15 protein-coding genes and 1 tRNA gene are annotated in these 17,274 nt (G+C 65.8%); 13 read left to right on the top strand and 3 right to left on the bottom strand.

Annotated elements, in window-relative coordinates; translation table 11 throughout:
• Window positions 1-7: 7 nt before the first annotated feature.
• The 3 genes from FD678_RS06980 to pdxR form a co-directional block, all read right to left on the bottom strand.
• Window positions 8-1,855, bottom strand: coding sequence for a tyrosine-type recombinase/integrase (locus tag FD678_RS06980; RefSeq protein WP_140720605.1), 1,848 nt, complete (start codon window positions 1,853-1,855; stop codon window positions 8-10).
• A 225-nt stretch (window positions 1,856-2,080) separates the two neighbouring features.
• Window positions 2,081-2,156: transfer RNA gene (locus FD678_RS06975), tRNA-Gly, on the bottom strand.
• A gap of 217 nt (window positions 2,157-2,373) precedes the next feature.
• Window positions 2,374-3,831, bottom strand: a complete 1,458-nt coding sequence (pdxR, locus tag FD678_RS06970) for a MocR-like pyridoxine biosynthesis transcription factor PdxR (RefSeq protein WP_140720602.1) — start codon at window positions 3,829-3,831, stop codon at window positions 2,374-2,376.
• Window positions 3,832-3,940: 109 nt separating this feature from the next.
• Here pdxR and FD678_RS20735 point away from each other — a divergent pair, with 109 nt between their 5' ends.
• The 13 genes from FD678_RS20735 to FD678_RS06905 all read left to right on the top strand — a co-directional run bounded on the left by FD678_RS20735 (window position 3,941) and on the right by FD678_RS06905 (window position 17,068).
• Window positions 3,941-5,137, top strand: coding sequence for a GNAT family N-acetyltransferase (locus FD678_RS20735; protein WP_305955972.1), 1,197 nt, complete (start codon window positions 3,941-3,943; stop codon window positions 5,135-5,137).
• Between the two features lie 140 nt (window positions 5,138-5,277).
• Window positions 5,278-6,132, top strand: a complete 855-nt coding sequence (locus FD678_RS06960; RefSeq protein ID WP_218569556.1) for an isocitrate lyase/PEP mutase family protein — start codon at window positions 5,278-5,280, stop codon at window positions 6,130-6,132.
• 811 nt (window positions 6,133-6,943) lie between these two features.
• Window positions 6,944-7,696: a hypothetical protein gene (locus tag FD678_RS06955; protein ID WP_033972340.1), complete on the top strand. Its 753-nt coding sequence runs from the start codon at window positions 6,944-6,946 to the stop codon at window positions 7,694-7,696.
• 118 nt (window positions 7,697-7,814) lie between these two features.
• On the top strand, window positions 7,815-8,027 hold the full coding sequence (locus FD678_RS06950; RefSeq protein ID WP_009459729.1) for an AlpA family transcriptional regulator: 213 nt from the start codon (window positions 7,815-7,817) through the stop codon (window positions 8,025-8,027).
• A gap of 42 nt (window positions 8,028-8,069) precedes the next feature.
• On the top strand, window positions 8,070-8,945 hold the full coding sequence (locus tag FD678_RS06945) for a ParA family protein (protein WP_033972342.1): 876 nt from the start codon (window positions 8,070-8,072) through the stop codon (window positions 8,943-8,945).
• Window positions 8,929-9,177 carry a hypothetical protein gene (locus FD678_RS06940; RefSeq protein ID WP_019726333.1) on the top strand — a complete coding sequence of 83 codons (249 nt, stop codon included), beginning with the start codon at window positions 8,929-8,931 and terminating at the stop codon, window positions 9,175-9,177. The genes FD678_RS06945 and FD678_RS06940 overlap by 17 nt, the downstream gene beginning before the upstream one ends.
• On the top strand, window positions 9,170-10,834 hold the full coding sequence (locus FD678_RS06935; RefSeq protein WP_033972343.1) for a ParB family protein: 1,665 nt from the start codon (window positions 9,170-9,172) through the stop codon (window positions 10,832-10,834). Before FD678_RS06940 ends, FD678_RS06935 begins: the two co-directional genes overlap by 8 nt.
• Before the next feature lie 15 nt (window positions 10,835-10,849).
• Window positions 10,850-11,410, top strand: coding sequence for a DUF2857 domain-containing protein (locus tag FD678_RS06930; protein ID WP_033972344.1), 561 nt, complete (start codon window positions 10,850-10,852; stop codon window positions 11,408-11,410).
• Between the two features lie 3 nt (window positions 11,411-11,413).
• Window positions 11,414-12,640, top strand: coding sequence for an STY4528 family pathogenicity island replication protein (locus FD678_RS06925; RefSeq protein WP_033972345.1), 1,227 nt, complete (start codon window positions 11,414-11,416; stop codon window positions 12,638-12,640).
• A gap of 318 nt (window positions 12,641-12,958) precedes the next feature.
• Window positions 12,959-13,738 carry a PFL_4669 family integrating conjugative element protein gene (locus FD678_RS06920; RefSeq protein ID WP_033972347.1) on the top strand — a complete coding sequence of 260 codons (780 nt, stop codon included), beginning with the start codon at window positions 12,959-12,961 and terminating at the stop codon, window positions 13,736-13,738.
• Window positions 13,735-14,262: a DUF3158 family protein gene (locus tag FD678_RS06915; protein ID WP_009459718.1), complete on the top strand. Its 528-nt coding sequence runs from the start codon at window positions 13,735-13,737 to the stop codon at window positions 14,260-14,262. The genes FD678_RS06920 and FD678_RS06915 overlap by 4 nt, the downstream gene beginning before the upstream one ends.
• 72 nt (window positions 14,263-14,334) lie before the next feature.
• A complete protein-coding gene (locus tag FD678_RS06910) occupies window positions 14,335-14,775 on the top strand; it encodes a single-stranded DNA-binding protein (RefSeq protein ID WP_024008204.1) in 441 nt (146 codons plus the stop codon).
• 280 nt (window positions 14,776-15,055) lie between these two features.
• On the top strand, window positions 15,056-17,068 hold the full coding sequence (locus tag FD678_RS06905; RefSeq protein ID WP_033972349.1) for a DNA topoisomerase III: 2,013 nt from the start codon (window positions 15,056-15,058) through the stop codon (window positions 17,066-17,068).
• Window positions 17,069-17,274 lie beyond the last annotated feature (206 nt).

The following is a 17,274-nucleotide window of genomic DNA, read 5'->3' as shown; positions in this document are numbered from 1 at the left end:
GACAGGATCATTGGTAGCAGACTGCCTCGCGAACTACGCGAGCCGCTTCCTGAAGCGTGCCAGGCGTCACCGCTTCGATCGGGGAGCGACCGCCCAGCCGCTCCTGCGGCGCGACCAGTACACGATAGAGCCGCCACATATCCGGGCCGCCGTCCTCCACAGACCGAATCGCTTCCCAAGCCAGCTTCTGCTTGACGGGATCGAGCTGCCAGTCGGGGATGCGTTGCCCGCGGTTGCCCAGGCTCAGCGAGAGTAACTTGCCGGCCTTGATCTCGCGGTTGATCTGGTCCTTGGACCTGCCAGCCAGCTTGGCGAACACCGGAACCGGCAGCTTGTCCGGCGCTTCGTAGATGCTCAGCATTTCCTGACGCTCGCGTTGGATGTCCGAGATGGCTGGTTCTTCCTCCGGCTCCGGCTCACGCAGGGGCGGCAACGGCGACAGCCGCTCGAACACCGGGCCGCTGGCGTTCGCTCCAACCATGGTGGGCGACACCATCGCCGAGGTCGTGACGTCCCCTGCGGCCTCCGGCAAAACCAGCATCGAGTCCGCCTCGCCGCCGACGACCGTGGGCACGCCTTCGATATGGATCTTCAGGTGTGTGCTGGCGGCCTCGACATGCCCCTGTTCCAGCAGGTCCAGCCGGTCAGCCCAGTCCTGCATCATGCGCCGGCGCGGCTCAACGTACAGGGCATGGTTGTAGGCAGCGCTGACCCGGTTGGGGTCCGAGTGCGAAAGCTGGGCGTCCACCCAGAGCTTCGGGTAGCCGATTTCGTTGAGCGCCGTGGAGATCGTCCCGCGGATGCCGTGGCCGGTCAGCAGGTCCTTGTAGCCCATGCGCGTCAGGGCGCTGTTGAGGGTGTTCTCGCTGATCGGCTTCTTCAGGTCGCTGCGGTGGGCAAGCAGGTGCTTCTGGGCGGGCTTGACCAGTTCCAGCAGGAAGCGGGCGATCTCGATGGCCTGGGCGGACAAGGGCACGATGTAGGGCGGGATGTCCTGCGGGCGCTTGTTGTGCTTGCGCATGTCGTCCTGCAACTGCTTGACGACTTCGGGCGGGATGATCCACAGGCCCTGGTCCAGGTGAAACTGGGCCGGCTCGGCGAACCGCAGTTCCCCGGTCCGCACGCCCGTCAGGAACAACAGCCGGATGCCGAGTTGGGTGATGAGCTGGCCACGGTAGCGACGCAGCCTGTGGAGCAGATCAGGGATTTCCGGCAGCCGGAGATAGGGATTGTTCACGACCGGCGGCTTGGGCTTGGCCACCACATCCAGATCGGTGGCCGGATTGTTCTCCAAGCCCGGAACCTTCACCTTGGCGTAGCGGAACAACTGGTTGAGCCAGGTGCGCACCTTCTCGGCCGTTGTCAGCGCATCGCGTTCCTCGATCTTCTTCAGCACTTCCTCCAGATCCGTGCTGCGCACGTCGGTCATCGTCATGATGCCGAGCCGAGGCAGCACGTCCTTCTTAAAGATGCGCTGGATCTGCGACAGGGTGCTGTTGCGTCCCTCCTTGAGTTCCAGCGTGCGCTGTTCGAGCCAGCGGAGGTAGACCGCCTTGAAGCTGTTTTCGTCGGCCAGGCGGACGGCCTGACGCTTGCGCTTGCGATCGACCTTGGGGTTGATGCCCTTGGCCAGCAGGGCGCGGGCCTTGTCGCGCTCCTCGCGGGCCTCCCGAAGGCTGACCTCGGGATAGGTGCCCAGCGACATGCGCTTTTGCTTGGAGGCCCAGTAGTAGCGGAAATGCCACGCCTTGCAGCCGGTGTCGGACACGAACAGCCCGAGGCCGTCGAAGTCAGGGAGGGAATAGTCTTTGCCGGTAGCCTTCGCCTGCCGGACGACGAGATCTGAGAGTGCCATGCTCAAGCTCCTGAACGTGAGTCAGGTGCTCGATGCTGTTCCCGTCGAACGCGCTCCCCCAGCAACAATCCGGCTTCACCGCTTCCGTAAAGATGGCCTCAAAAATGGCCTTAAACGTCGTGGCTGTAGCTGGATTTCAGTAGATGTCGCTGGAACGAAAAAAGAGGCCTTCGCCTCTTTTTTCAGGGATTTACAGACGTCCGTAGAGGTCCATAGATCCAAAATTGGAGCGGGAAACGAGACTCGAACTCGCGACCTCAACCTTGGCAAGGTTGCGCTCTACCAACTGAGCTATTCCCGCGTTGAGCTGCGCATTGTACAGGGACATTCCGGTTCGTGCCAGCCCTTCTTCACACTCGAAAGCAGGCCGGCGCACCTGCGGGGATGGCCCGGCGGCAGGCCACCGGAAGCTTCGTAAGTAGCTGAATTCCCTTGGATCCTGCATGGGATGCGCGCATGAAGGCCATGCGCCGCGGAGCGATGCCGCGACCGGCCCGGCAAGCGTTCGTGCCACGCGCTCAACCTCGTTCGATCCCGCGCGCGAGCCCTGCAAGCCTGCGCACGAGCGGCTCGTACAGGTGCTCCGGCGTGTTCCCGTAGCCGAGCACCAGGCCGTTGTCGGAAGGCACCGGCCGCATCGCGAACGCCGACAGTGCGGCCGCCCCGATCCCATGCGCGCTGGCCGCCGCGGCCAGCGCGCGGTCCGGGCAACGACCGGGCAGCCGCAGCGTCAGGTGAAGCCCGCATGGCCCGCCCTCGACCCGGTGCGCGATGTCGAAGCGCCCTAGCGCTTCGAGCAGCGCCCGCCGCCGCCCTCGGTACAACCGCCGCATCCGGCCGAGATGCCGTGCGTACTCGCCGCTTTCGATGAAGTCCGCGAGCGCGAGTTGCGTATGCCGCGGGACCCCGCGCAGCAATTCGCCCAGCGCATCGGCGACGACGGGCACCAACGCCTCCGGCAACACGACGAAGCCGAGCCGGAGCGCCGGGAGCATGGTCTTGCTGAACGAACCGACGTACAGCACCGGTGCGTTCGCGACTAGGCCCTGCATCGCGCCGATCGGCTCGCCGGCATGGCGGAACTCGCTGTCGTAGTCGTCCTCGATCACCCATGCGCCATGGCGCTGCGCGGCATCGAGCAGCGCCAGCCGCCGCGCGACCGACAGCACCGCGCCGGTGGGATACTGGTTCGACGGGGTCGTGTAGACGATCCGCGGCGGACGTCCCCGCCAATCCCCGGCCTCGACGCGCAATCCTTCCGCATCCACCCGTACCGGCACGACCTCGAGATCGCCGGCGCGCATCGCCGCCCGCGCACCGCGGTACCCCGGCTCCTCGATCCAGGCGACATCCCCGGGATCGGTCAGCAACTGCACGCACAACGCGATCGCGCCTTGCGCGCCGTCGGTGATGACGATCCGCGCGGGCTCGCAATGCACGCCGCGGGTGACCGCGAGGTGCCGCGCGATCGCGGCACGCAGGACGGGCTCGCCGAACGGATCGCCGTAGCCGAACGCGCCGGCACCCGAGCGCCGCCCTGCCCGGTCGAGCGCATGCCGCCACGCGGCGGCCGGGAATTGCGCCAGCGCAGGCACGCCCGGCCGGAAATGGCCGCCGTCGTGCACGGGCGCGGCGGGACGCAGGTCCGCGATGCGGCGCGCGACCTTGGGTGCCGCCACGGCCTTCTTCGCCCGCGCCGGCCGTACCAGGTCGACGACACGCGTACCCAGCCGGTCCGAACGCAGGAAACCCTCGGCGACCAGTTGTTCGTAGACGGCCGTGACCGTGTTGCGCGAGACCCCGAGCGCGTCCGCGAGCGCGCGCGTGCCGGGCAGCAGGCTGCCGGCCGGCAACGCGCCTTCGAGCATCGCGTCGCGCAGGCGCCGCAACAGTTGCCGTTGCAGCGGCGGAGCGCCGCGCGTGCGCGTCAACGGGGCATCGAGCGGCGGCAATGGCAAGGCAGGCTTGGCGGTCATGGACTGGCACCATGGAAATCGGGCCGGGTGGATCTTTCCATGGTACCTCCGGGTACCTACGATCCCTTGCACCGGCATGCCGCCGGTCCCTACCGAAGCGAGAGCGACCTTGTCCCACACTGCCAACGCCCATGGCCAGCCCGTCGGGCTGCCGGTTCCCGGCTGGAGCGCGCGCCCATGCCCCGAGCGGGTAACGCTCAGCGGCCACTACGGCCGGATCGAGCCCCTCGACGTGGAGCGCCATGCGGCCGAACTGCATGCCGCCTACGCCGCCGCCCCGGACGGCCGCGACTGGACCTACATGTCGATCGGCCCGTTCGAGGATCTGCAAAGCTACCTGTCCCATGCGCGAGCTGCGGTCGCGAGCACGGATCCGCTGCACTACGCGGTGGTCGACCGGGCCAGCGGGCGCGCGCTCGGCACGTTCGCGCTGATGCGGATCGATGCGGCCAACGGCGTGGCCGAGGTCGGCTACGTCGCCTTCTCCCGCGCGCTGCAGCGCACGCCGATATCGACCGAAGCCCAGTACCTGCTCATGAAGTACGTGTTCGGCACGCTCGGCTACCGTCGCTACGAATGGAAGTGCGACGCGCTGAACGCGCCGTCGCGCAGGACCGCGTTGCGGCTCGGTTTCCGCTACGAGGGCACGTTCCGGCAGGCGATGGTCTACAAGGGACGCAGCCGCGATACCGCCTGGTTCTCGATCGTCGATCGCGATTGGGCGGTGCTGGCCGCGGCTTTCGAGGCGTGGCTCGCCCCCGGCAACTTCGACGCGCACGGCGCGCAACGCCGCTCGCTCGCCGCGATACGCGCGGACCAGGTCCGCGAAATGCACGACAAGCGCGCCGCCAAGCGCCCCACGATCGCGGTCCGGCCGCTCGCCGCCGGCGACGAGGATGCCTGGCGCCCGCTGTGGCGGGACTACCTCGCGTTCTACGACACCCGCCTCGACGACGCGATGTTCGCCACGACCTGGGCGCGGCTGACGGATCCGGCCGAGCCCATGGTGGCCCTGGGCGCCTTCGACGGCACCGGCCGGCTGCTCGGCATCGCGCATGCGCTCTACCACCGCTCCTGCTGGACGGTCGGACCGTACTGCTATCTGCAGGATCTCTTCACCGTGCCCGACGGGCGCGGCCGCGGCGTCGGGCGCGCGCTGATCGAGGCCGTCGGCGCGCACGCGCGTGCAGCCGGCGCGGACCGCGTGTACTGGCACACGCACGAAACCAACACGACCGCCCGCGCACTGTACGACCAGGTCGCGACCAACGCGGGGTTCATCCAGTACCGGAACAGCATCGATTGAGCGCGTGCGGCCACACGCCCACGCGCGCCGGACGGGCAACGCCCATTGGCGCATGGACCCTGCCCAATGGCCGGGTCGCAGCATCTTCCCCCTCCTAACCGCCGAAGAGGCGTTCCCCAACCCCGAGTCAGGACATGCCCATGCCATCGCCTCGTCCCGGCATCGCCGCGAAACGGCGTGCCTTCCGCAAGCTTCATGAAACCGGCTGTTTCCTGCTGCCGAACCCTTGGGACGTCGGCAGCGCGCTGTGGTTGCAGCGGCTGGGCGCCGTCGCGCTCGCGACGACGAGCTCGGGCCTGGCCTGGTCGCTCGGGCGTCCCGACGGCGGCGTGACCTGCGCCGAAGCGCTCGCGCACCTGCGCGCGATCGTCGATGCGACCGACGTTCCCGTCAACGCCGATTTCGAGCGCGGTTTCGGGGCCGACCCGGATGCCGTGCACGACAACGTGCGGCTGGCGGCGCGGACCGGCATCGCCGGCCTGTCGCTCGAGGATTCGACCGGCATTCCCGCCTCGCCCCGGATGGGCCTGCGCGCCGCGGTCGAGCGGCTGCGGGCCGCGCGCGCAGCGCTCGATGCGGAAGGCGCCGACGTCGTGCTGGTCGGCCGCGCGGAAAATTTCCTGGTCGGCCACCCGGACCTGGCGGACACGATCGAGCGCCTGGTCGCCTATGCGGACGCGGGCGCCGATTGCCTGTACGCACCGGGCGTGCGCGACCGCGGCGACATCGCCGCGATCGTCGCGGCCGTCGCACCGAAGCCGGTCAACGTACTCGCCGGCGCGGGGATCGGGCTTTCATTGCGCGAACTGGAGGATCTCGGCGTGCGACGCGTCAGCATCGGCGGAGCGCTCGCCCGCACGGCGTGGACCGGGTTCGTCCGCGCGGCGACGCGTCTCGTCGGGCACGGCTCGTTCGACGGCTTCGCGGACGTCATGACGCACGATTCGATCGATTCGGCCTTCCGCGGCCGCGGCCCGGACGCACCGTCCGGCTAGCGGTGCGTGCGTCGCAAGCTGGAGCGGGAAACGAGACGTGTACTAGGACAGTAAGTCGTTGTTTCCCAAACACTTTCTTCGTTGGGCTGGCCAGCGAAGACCTCAATTGTAGCCTTGTTTTTCGTCCTCGGCAACAAATTCGTCCAAAGAGTTCCACAGACGTCCAAAGAGCTGCACTCAGTACACCAGACCCACGATCGGTACATCGTCGTAGGCGACTGCCTCGAACTCATCATCCACGCCCGGTTGTCTGCCCCGCATCCATCATCGCGAAGACGATCAGGCAGATGGTTCTGGTGATGGCACAGGTCGGATTCCACCTGGGAACGCCTGCACCACAACTCACAGGCGACCTTCTGCTCAAGCTCCTTTGAAAGAACGCGCACGCTGGCCACCGCGTTTCCGCACACGATTCTTTGTCGATATATCAGGATGACGGGGCAAGCATGACAGATGCGGGTTTGCTGCGTCCGGCTGGACATTCGACGACGATTGCGGCCCCCTCACGCCTCCTGAGACCGCTGGCATATCAGGTCATACCTAGACGGTTTTGCAGAAACCGTAACTTCTCACGACCCTGATAGCGTGAGCGTCACTGTCGAGCCTACGTCCCGATGCTCGACCTTCTAATCGATGAATTTTTGCACATCGAGCACACGACGACTACCAGTTGCGCGAACTGGTGAGAAGTATTCAAACCACATGACGAAGCGGCCTTAGGTGCCCACTTCCTGCACAGACGACAGGCCGACCATGAGGTCGGTGACAAAGGAGTCGGTCATGTAGTTCTTCTCCTGGAAGGAGACGGAGCATGCACGAGAACAAGAATGATGCACCAACATCAAAGGTGTTCTATCGCCCGATCGAAGCGTCCATCCGCTGGGCCGGGCTGCTGCGATACGAGCAGGTGATCCTGGCTTCGATTTCGTCGCCAAGGCGCCTGCCGCAGTCGTTGGACTGCCCACGTTGTGCCGAGCTGAGGCTTTGCACCGAACGTATCTTCGACGGCATCCTCAATGGAGAACTGCCCTTCGGGCAGAACGGCATCACGACGCGCGATTCCACGCTGATCGACTCCCCTGATCTGACGGTGCGTCACGTCGATCTGAAGCGCTGGATGCGACAACACTATCCCGAGCAACGACCGGGCTTCCTCTTCTCCCGAAGCGAGCGCATCGCCCATCCCTTCATCTCGCTGGAAACTGGGCAGGCGATGCTAGTCGAGCGCCTGGCCCTGAAGTCCACCTTGGACCAGTACAAACGCCAACTGCATGAGTTGCAGGAAAAGCACGGGGCGCTTCTCAAGCAGATGGCGCCCTCTGCTGGCGCACAGTGCCTGATCAGTGATCGCGCCGAAGCCACCTACCTGAACATTATCGGCAGCATGCTGGACCTGATGCTCGGCCAGTCGCCTTCGGGCGTGCCGTACTCCAGCTTCAAGACTCAGGAGGCGGTGGTTAGTGCATTGGTCGCCCATCACAGCGGCGCAATGGGGATCGCGGAGCGGACGCTAAACGGCAAGTTCGCCACGGCCAGACGCCGGCTGCGTAGCGCGACAGTCTGAGGTTTTCCATCTTGTATGTGCAATCGCGGAGATTGCATTTGCAATGTCTTTTCCCATCCATGTCTATTGAATGGAGGTCACGCCAACAAACGCCACTGAGCGTTCAGGAGTGACCGCCATGTCGCAAACACCTGCACTGCCCGCAAGCGAGCGCCGCATCCTGCGGCTTGATGAAGTCGAAACCAAGTCGGGTTTCAAACGCGCCCACATCTACAACCTGATGCGCAAAGGCCTGTTCCCGAAGGCGCTGCGCCTGGGCGTGCGCGCGGTCGGCTGGGACTCCATCGAGATCGATCAGTGGATCGCCGAGCGCGTCAACAACCGGGCCTGACCCGTTCTCCAGCGGACTTCCCATCCTCACACGGAGAACGCCATGCAGGTCGTATCCATCATTTCAACAAAAGGTGGCGTCGGCAAGACCACCACGGCCGCGAACCTCGGCGGGCTTGCCGCCGACGCGGGGCTGCGTGTGCTACTGCTCGACCTCGACGTGCAGCCCACCTTGTCCTCGTACTACGAGCTAGGCCACCGCGCACCTGGTGGCATCTACGAGTTGCTGGCCTTCAACGAGCGCGACCTCGGGTTGCTTGTGTCCCGCACGATCGTCGCGGGCCTGGACTTGGTGCTCTCCAACGACCACCGAGGCGAGCTGAACACCTTGCTGCTGCACGCGCCGGATGGGCGCCTGCGGTTGCGCCATCTCTTGCCGGTCCTGGCGCCTCTCTATGACCTGGTACTGATCGACACCCAAGGCGCGCGATCGGTGCTGCTGGAGATGGCGGTACTCGCCTCCAACCTCGCGCTGTCGCCCGTGACCCCGGAAATCCTCGCGGCGCGCGAGCTGCGGCGCGGCACCATGCAGTTGCTCGAAGACATTGCGCCCTACCGGCACCTGGGCATCGAGCCTCCACCTCTGCATCTGCTCATCAATCGCGTCCACCCTGTGTCAGCCAATGCACGGCTGATCCAGCAGGCCCTGCGCGATCTTTTCCAGGACCATGCCGGCATCCGCGTGCTGGCCACCGACGTGCCGGCCATCGAGGCGTATCCGCGTGCAGCTACGCGCGGATTGCCAGTGCATCGGGTCGAATACCGCCAGCCGCCGAGCAGAGTCGCCCCCGCCGCGCTCGACACCATGCGCGGCCTCGCAGACGAACTATTTCCGCAATGGCGGCACCGATTTGCCATGGTGTCCGGCCGTCCGCCACACCCTCTTGATGCCGGGAGGTCCCATGGCGAACGCACATGAGCTTGCCCGAGGCCACAAGCGGCTTCGCGCCCTGATCGAGTTCGCGGTTGGCGAAGGTTGGCACGTCAAACGCACGCCTGGCGGCCACCTCAAGTTCACCAAGCCTGGCTGCGCCGCGATCTACACCAGCTCGACGGCCAGCGACCACCGGGCGACCCTGAATGCCCGTGCGCAAATCCGCCGCGCCGAGCGCGAGGCCCGATACCAAGCGCAGGGAGGCGGCCATGGCTGAGGTCACCTCCCAGCAGATGGCTGGCAAGCTGCTCGCGGCCGGGTTCGAGCGCAGCGGCCCGTCAGCCTCGACCTTGAGCGACCCGATCGCCGACACACCCATGGTCGTGACCCTAGATCAGTTGCGCCCCTACGACCACGATCCCAGGAAAAAACGCAACCCGGCCTACGAGGAAATCAAGGCGTCCATCCGCGAGCGAGGTCTGGACGCGGCGCCGGCCATCACTCGCCGACCAGGTGAGGATCACTACATCATCCGCAACGGCGGAAATACGCGGCTGGCGATCCTGCGCGAACTATGGTCAGAGACCAAGGACGAGCGGTTTTTCCGTATATCGTGCCTGTTCCGGCCGTGGCCCAGCCGCGGCGAAGTCGTCATGCTGACCGGCCACCTGGCCGAGAACGAATTACGCGGGGGCCTCACGTTCATCGAGCGCGCCCTCGGCGTCGAGAAGGCACGCGAGTTCTACGAGCAAGAAAGTGGCACTACCTTGAGCCAGTCCGAGCTGGCCCGCCGCCTCGCTGCCGATGGCTTCCCGGTACAACAGTCGCACATCAGCCGCATGAACGACGCGGTGCAGTATCTCCTGCCCGCGATCCCCACCGTGCTCTATGGCGGCCTCGGTCGCCATCAGGTCGAACGCCTGTCGGTCATGCGCAAAGCCTGCATGCTCGCGTGGGAGCGCTACGCCAAGGGCCGCTCCCTGGTTCAGGACTTCCACGAATTTTTCCAGGAAGCGCTGTCGCAATTCGACGTCCAGGCCGACGAGTTCTCCGCGCAGCGCGTACAGGACGAGCTGATCGGCCAGATGGCCGAGTTGCTGGGTGTCAATTACGACGTGCTCGCCCTGGACATGACCGAATCCGAGAGCCGGCAGCGCGCCTTGATCAGCGACCCAACGCCGCCCTCGACGCCGCCTGCGTTGCCGGAGCCTGAGTCGGAAACCATCGCGCGCCCACCTGCCAACACCGCGCCACCCACCGCAGGGGCTGCATCGGCAGCGCCGCCTGCAGGCCAACCTGCGGCAACGCCTTCGACGCGCGAGAGCGACACGGATACCAGTCAGGCGGGTCCGGCCAGCCCTGCGGCGGGGAGCGATCTGCTTCGGGAACACATCGTCTCGCCAGCACCGACGACCGAACGGCTCCAGTCCATCCAGCGCATGGTCGCCGATCAGTTGGGCGATGCGCTGCCTCCCGACTTCTCGGCGAGCGTCTTGCAGTCCATCCCCGTGCAGGCTGGCGGGCTCTATCCGATCTCCGATGTCTGGTACATCGATCCCGGCTTGGATACTGCCGAGCGCTTGCGCATCCACATCGCACAGTTCGCCCGCGAAATCGCGAGCGAGGCAGACCTGGACGAGTGCATTGATGACCGTGCAGAGGGTATCGGTTTCGCCTGCCGGGCCCGCACCCAAAGTCCGGCGCCGCTGGGCCGTTCCGTCCTCGCATTGTTGGCGTGCCTGGCCGGTCAGCGGCCCGCCGACGTCGGTCTGCACGACGGGCAAATCGTCATCGACCTGCCGGCGTTGCTGCACGGCCAGGGTGATGCGGCCCAGCGATTGAGCGACACCGCGCTGGTCAAGCTGTTCCGGCTGCTGCGGCTGGCCCGGCGCCTGCTCGATCTTGAAGCCGGCGCTGCGGACCTTGGAACGTGAGCGAGGGAGGCCAGCATGTCCGCACCACACCCACTCAACCAGGCCGTCATCGCCCAGGCCCTCTATGACCTGCGCAATGGGCAACTGCGCCGGTGCAAACTGATGGGGTTTGGTGAGGAAGAACTGGACGCCCTCAAGCATCCCGCGCTGATCAGCGTGCTCGCCAACGCCAACGTCTCCTGGTGCTCGGTGACGGTGAACCGCGAAGTGCTCCGGCGACTACTCAAGCAGGCGCAGGACGTGGAGAAGGAAATCGCCACGGTCGATCGCATGCTCAGGCTGGGTGCGAGCACCGAGATGGTCAGTCGGTTCTATGGCCTGACCCACCAGGAGGTGGCGCTTCGCCGCGAAATCCTCGGCCTGCCCAAGCGCAAGGGCCGCCACCCCGTGCTGGACGAGAAACAGGACACGGATCTGTGGCGGCAATGGAAGGCCGTGACCGGCAGCAGGAATGTCGATCTCGAAGACGAAACCTCCATTCTCGACGCCGCCATGGACTTGGCCGAAGCCATGTCGCTGCCTCTGTCGGTGGTCTGGGCCTCGATCAAGAGCTGGGTCGATCAAGGATTGGGTTGAGCCATGGCCGTGGACGACACCGCACCACGCCGTGGCCCCGTCGCACTCGCGGACCTGTTCGACGCCGCCTTGAAAGACCTCGTGCCCAAGCCCAGTGCGCCAGCACCTATGCCTGCGCCGACGCCCGCCACGTCCGGCGATGCCTTCCTCTTCAGCGGCAACCGGCATGAGACCGTGCCGCGGCGACTGTTCCTCGACCGTCGCCTGACGCCGCTGGAGCGCAACGCCTGGCAGGTGTTCCGGCTGATGCTCAACGACGATGGCGTGACAGCCTTCCCGACGTATGAGCAGCTTCGACCCTGGCTGGCATCGATGCCATGCGCCGGGCAGGCCTCGCATGAAACCGTGGCCCGAGCGTTGACGCTGTTGCGCCTCACCCGATGGTTGAGCCTGGTGCGGCGACGGCGTGACCCCAAGACCGGCCGCATCCTCGGCAACCTCTACGTTCTGCACGATGAACCGCTGACGCCCTTCGAGGCCATGCAGCTCGACGCCGACTACCTGGCACTGGTCAGCCAGTCCCTCGGCCATTCGGCCAAGGCCGTCCAGATGGTCGGCCTGAACACCCTTAAGGAGATCGCGGAAGATCCGCTGCTCTCCGGGCGCACATTGCCGTCGCGGCTGCAGGTTCTGGCAGAACGCCTCGCCAGCCAAGGCATCACGGCCGCCGCAAGTTATCCACAGGAGGACGCCGCCCACGATTCCGAAGAAGGAGCATCGAGCCTTCTTCGGAATGCGGATGACCCATCTTCGGAATCCGAAGCAGGGGCGAAACCCGTGCTAAACGCCTCTCTTCGGAATCCGAAGATGGCCCGTATAGTACGTAGTAGTCGTATTAATGAAGTACGTACTACCGCGCAGGCGCGCGCGCTGGGCGATCTGCAATGGCCCAAGCGCTTCACGGAACTGAAGGCAGAGCAGCAGACAGGTGCCAGGGTGGCATTGCAGCAGGTTGATGCCGCGCTGAGACAGGCCGTGCTGGACGAATGGGCCACACGATGCAGCAGTCATGGCATCCGCAATCCTGCGGGGTATCTGTTCGGCATCATTCAGCGCGCCATCCATGGCGAGTTCAATGCCTGGGCCAAGAAAGACGCGCCATCGGCATCCGTCCCGCCAAACGAGCGACCACCACCAGCACCGCCACCTCAGCCGCAGGGTAAGCCAGTGCCGCCAGAAGTCGCCAAGCAGCACATCGAGCGGCTACGCAATCTGCTCGCCAGCAAGTGAGTCGGCATGCAAGGCGGTGAAACTAGATGCCCATGGCCGCCAGTAGAGCTATCCCCTGGGGATAGTTCCGCTGCTGGGCACAACGCCAAGCTGTCGCAGGCCTGGGATCGACCATCTGCCGCAGCATCGGCGTTGCCCCCCCTGATCCCGGCGTGCAGCGTTCGTTGGCGCTCCATGGAGCTATCCCCTGGGGATAGCTCGCGCCGCATGCAACCGCCACGCCCTAAACCGGGGCCCGCCGGGATTCGGATTCTTGACTGACTGCCTTCCGCTTCCTGTCGAAGCTGGCCGCTCCTTTTCCAACAACGAGCGGACACCATGGCAACCAATGAACCTCTGCAACTGAATCTCGGCTCCCTGCGCAGTGCGATGTCGCTGACCCTGCACACCCATCACGCTTCCCGCATCTGGCATGGTCGCGCCGCCGCCGAGGGGCGACCGGGCATCGTCGGCCTGAATGGCTATATCGCCCAGATGAACAAGATGCGGCGGGGCTCGGAGCAGGACGATCCGTACTCGGACTGGTGGATGCTGCGCATCGAGGACAAGCTCGACCACACCAAGGTCACGCTGCAATCGCTGCGCGAGCAGGTGGACCAGGCGCTGGCGAGTGTGCCGCCGGCGCTCAGCCTGGGCGAAAACCTGAACGTGCAGCCGGTCAAGCTCCCGCTCTTCGTCAACGCGCAGCTCGGCTTTGCCGCGGTCTATCTCCTGGCCGACTACGACGACATCGCCCGCAAGCTGATCCTCGCCCATCACACCGCGCTCATTGACCGCATCACCTTGGAACGCTGGCTCAACGAGGGCGCACATTCACTGCGCAGCCTGTTCTCGCTGGCCCAGCAGTATCGCTATTCGGGCTGCACACGCGATGACTTCGCGTCGAAGAATGCCGCAGCGCGGGCAGCGCTGGAGAAGTATGGCGAACTGCCGCAGGACGTGCTGGAAGGCACGCGCCGGTCGAAGTTTGCGCCGCCCATCGTGCGCCGTGGCCTGCAGCAGCGCGGCGACGGTCCTGCCGAAGCATCACTGCCCGGCGATGAAACCACCACCGCAGAGTCGCCCGAAGCCGCAGCCGGCGAGGACGAGCCGGCATGAGCGATCCGAACCCACCGACCCGCTACTTCCGAGGCCTGCAACAGGGTGCCTTCATGCGGCTGGAACACGCGGCCTATCTAAAAGGCCTTTTAAAGCCTTTTAAGGGTAAAGGGGACTTCGAGGCCTGGGCCAGCCAGTGCTTCGCCATGCGCGACGAGTTGATTGCCCTGGCACAGCGACAGGTGCTGGAGCAGGCATGCGGGCACCCCTTCCACCTGCTGCCCATCGAACTGGCCCAACAGACCACTGGCGCAGGAACCGTCTTCTTGCGCTGGCGCAGACACGACAGATCGGCCATGGGCGTGGCGCTGTGGCGGGAGCTGGTCGCCAGCAGCAGCACACCCGTCAACCTGCTGGCCGACCTGCACGCGATCGAGCTGCAGCGCATCACGTTGAACATGCAGATCAGCCTGCTGCACACCCTGGGCAGGCAGGCGCAGGAATGCGCCAGCAAGGCGGCCGAGGCGGACGACGCCTACCTGCGCCGGCTCACGCCCATTCCCGCCGCAATGCGCGATCGGTGATTGCGCCGGGCATCCAGCACGCTCCCGGCGCCGACGAGGCACGGGTATTTCAACCACCACGGAGATCACACCATGAGCACGCATTTTTCCGGCGAAGGCAACATCGGTTCGCCACCGGAGTACCGCGAATTCCCCAACGGCAACGACGAACCCAGCCGCCTGCTACGCCTGAACGTCTATTTCGACAACCCTGTGCCGAAGAAGGATGGCACGTTCGAGGACCGGGGCGGCTTCTGGGCGCCGGTGGAAATCTGGCACCGCGACGCCGAGCACTGGAAGGACCTGTACCAGAAAGGCATGCGCGTGCTGGTCGTCGGCCGCATGGAGCGCGAACCTTGGACGGACAACGAGGATCAGCCGCGCGAAACCTGGCAAATCAATGCGCGCAGCGTCGGCATCCTGCCGTACCGCATCGAGTCCGTGGCCCTCAGTCCGAAGCCGCAGGAGGCAGAACCGAAGCCCCAGGCCGCTCAAGAATCGACCGCGCCGAAGGAGGCGAAGCGCAGGAAGTGAACCGGCATGGAGGGCGGCGGCCGCAATGCTTCGCCGCCCTCCATGCGCTCGCGAGCTATCCCCAGGGGATAGCTCCACCAACGTCCACCGACTTCCACGCGCTCCCGCAAATCGCGGCTTCCGGTCCGCACACCTGCGGCCACGCGCCACCCCGCCCAAGCCATTCCATTCCGTGAAAGCGGTCGCCGCTGCATGCGGCTTGTTTGCTGCTGCCCCAGGTGGCGCTCGGCATCCTCGATTCCAGCAACTCCATGAACAACGGGAATCGGGATGGACGGACATGCGGCTGTTCTTGTGCGAGAAGCCCTCCCAGGGCAAAGACATTGGCCGGATTCTCGGTGCCACGCAGCGCGGTGAAGGCTGCCTCAACGGTTCCGGCGTCACCGTCACCTGGTGCATCGGCCATCTCGTGGAAGCCGCAGCGCCCGAAGCCTACGACGAGCAGTTGAAGCGCTGGTCCATCGAGCAGTTGCCCATCATTCCCCAGCATTGGCGGGTCGAGGTCAAACCGAAAACCGCCACGCAGTTCAAGGTCGTCAAGGCGCTTCTGGCGAAGGCGACCCAGCTTGTCATCGCTACCGATGCCGACCGCGAGGGCGAGTTGATCGCGCGCGAGATCATCGACCTGTGCGGCTACCGCGGCCCCATCGAGCGGCTGTGGCTGTCGGCGCTCAACGACGCATCCATTCGCGCCGCACTCGGCAAGCTCCGGCCATCGGCCGAGACCTTGCCGATGTACTACTCGGCGCTGGCGCGCTCTCGGGCGGACTGGCTCGTCGGCATGAACCTCAGCCGGTTGTTCACGGTGCTGGGGCGGCAGGCCGGCTACGACGGCGTGCTGTCGGTCGGTCGCGTCCAGACCCCGACGCTCAAACTGGTCGTGGACCGGGATCGCGAGATCGCAGCCTTCGTGTCCGTGCCGTACTGGGCCATCGACGTGTCCCTGTCCGCTGGCAGCCAGGCTTTCACCGCGCAGTGGGTTCCCCCGAAAGCATGCACCGACGACGCCGGCCGCTGCCTGCAGCAGCCCATCGCGCAGCACGCCGCGCAGCAGATCCGCGCCGCGGACAGCGCCCAGGTGGTGGCGGTCGAAACCGAGCGCGTGCGGGAAGGCCCGCCGCTGCCGTTCGACCTGGGGACCTTGCAGGAGGTGTGTTCCAGGCAGCTTGGGCTCGATGTGCAGGAGACCTTAGACATTGCTCAGGCCCTATACGAGACGCACAAGGCCACGACGTACCCGCGCTCCGATTCGGGCTACCTGCCCGAAAGCATGTTCGCCGAGGTGCCAACGGTCCTCGACAGCCTGGTCAAGACCGATCCCTTGCTGCGACCGATCATGGACCAGCTCGACCGCACTCAACGCTCACGCGCCTGGAACGACGCGAAGGTGTCTGCTCACCACGGCATCATCCCGACGCTCGAACCGGCGAACCTCTCGACCATGAGTGAGAAGGAACTGGCAGTGTATCGGCTGATCCGGGCGCATTACCTGGCGCAATTCCTTCCTCACCACGAGTTCGACCGCACTGTGGCGAACCTCTCCTGCGGCCAGCAGACGCTGGCGGCCACCGGCAAGCAGGTCGTCGTCAAGGGGTGGCGCCTGGTGCTGGCCGAACCGCAATCCGAGGAGGATGGCGACCCTGCGGCGCGCAGCCAGGTACTGCCCGCGCTGCGCGAGGGCCTGGCATGTCAGGTGGCCGACGTCGATCTGAAGGCGCTCAAGACGCTGCCCCCTCGGCCCTATACGCAGGGCGAGTTGGTCAAGTCCATGAAGGGCGTCGCCAAACTGGTCTCGGACCCGCGCCTGAAACAGAAGCTCAAGGATACGGTCGGCATCGGCACCGAAGCGACGCGGGCCAACATCATCAGTGGCCTGCTGACGCGGGGCTACCTCATGAAGAAGGGCCGCGCCATCCGCGCCTCGGATGCGGCCTTCACCCTGATCGACGCGGTGCCCACAGCGATTGCCGACCCAGGGACAACCGCCGTCTGGGAACAGGCGCTGGACATGATCGAAGCTGGACAGCTCACGCTGGACGTATTCATCGGCAAGCAGGCTGCATGGATCTCACAGTTGATCGCGCAGTACGGCAGCACGTCCCTGTCCATCAAGGTTCCCCACGGACCGCCTTGCCCACAGTGCGGCGCACCGACGCGCCAGCGCACCGGCAAGAGCGGCCCATTCTGGTCGTGCAGTCGCTACCCCGACTGCAAAGGCACGCTGCCGGTCGAATCCGGCACGTCCAAGCGTGGTGCCTCGCGCCCGCGCCGCAGCGGCCGCAAAGGCTCCTGACCGACCCCGTTCCCCGTGAGCCGTGCCCGCCATCGGCGGCGCGGCCTGTGTTCCGCACGCCCTGCGGGACGCCCAGCGCGCAACGCCTTCTTGTCCGTGTGCGCGTCCCGCTTGGTCATCCCCGGCCGCGGGACCTGAAGGTAGCTTCTCCGCGAACCGCCTCCTGCGCGTTCTGCTGATCTGCATTTCTCCCGCCTCTGCGAAGG

Origin of the sequence: Pseudomonas sp. Hp2 (assembly GCF_006386585.1) — a bacterium.
GTDB classification, from domain to species: domain Bacteria; phylum Pseudomonadota; class Gammaproteobacteria; order Xanthomonadales; family Xanthomonadaceae; genus Pseudomonas_S; species Pseudomonas_S boreopolis.
This window is presented reverse-complemented; position numbering and strand designations above follow the sequence as displayed.

Coding starts and splice junctions, on each gene's coding strand:
- FD678_RS06980 (WP_140720605.1), bottom strand. CDS start 1,855: ATGGCACTCTCAGATCTCGTCGTCCGGCAGGCGAAGGCTACCGGCAAA.
- pdxR (WP_140720602.1), bottom strand. CDS start 3,831: ATGACCGCCAAGCCTGCCTTGCCATTGCCGCCGCTCGATGCCCCGTTG.
- FD678_RS06960 (WP_218569556.1), top strand. CDS start 5,278: ATGCCATCGCCTCGTCCCGGCATCGCCGCGAAACGGCGTGCCTTCCGC.
- FD678_RS06955 (WP_033972340.1), top strand. CDS start 6,944: ATGCACGAGAACAAGAATGATGCACCAACATCAAAGGTGTTCTATCGC.
- FD678_RS06950 (WP_009459729.1), top strand. CDS start 7,815: ATGTCGCAAACACCTGCACTGCCCGCAAGCGAGCGCCGCATCCTGCGG.
- FD678_RS06945 (WP_033972342.1), top strand. CDS start 8,070: ATGCAGGTCGTATCCATCATTTCAACAAAAGGTGGCGTCGGCAAGACC.
- FD678_RS06940 (WP_019726333.1), top strand. CDS start 8,929: ATGGCGAACGCACATGAGCTTGCCCGAGGCCACAAGCGGCTTCGCGCC.
- FD678_RS06935 (WP_033972343.1), top strand. CDS start 9,170: ATGGCTGAGGTCACCTCCCAGCAGATGGCTGGCAAGCTGCTCGCGGCC.
- FD678_RS06930 (WP_033972344.1), top strand. CDS start 10,850: ATGTCCGCACCACACCCACTCAACCAGGCCGTCATCGCCCAGGCCCTC.
- FD678_RS06925 (WP_033972345.1), top strand. CDS start 11,414: ATGGCCGTGGACGACACCGCACCACGCCGTGGCCCCGTCGCACTCGCG.
- FD678_RS06920 (WP_033972347.1), top strand. CDS start 12,959: ATGGCAACCAATGAACCTCTGCAACTGAATCTCGGCTCCCTGCGCAGT.
- FD678_RS06915 (WP_009459718.1), top strand. CDS start 13,735: ATGAGCGATCCGAACCCACCGACCCGCTACTTCCGAGGCCTGCAACAG.
- FD678_RS06910 (WP_024008204.1), top strand. CDS start 14,335: ATGAGCACGCATTTTTCCGGCGAAGGCAACATCGGTTCGCCACCGGAG.
- FD678_RS06905 (WP_033972349.1), top strand. CDS start 15,056: ATGCGGCTGTTCTTGTGCGAGAAGCCCTCCCAGGGCAAAGACATTGGC.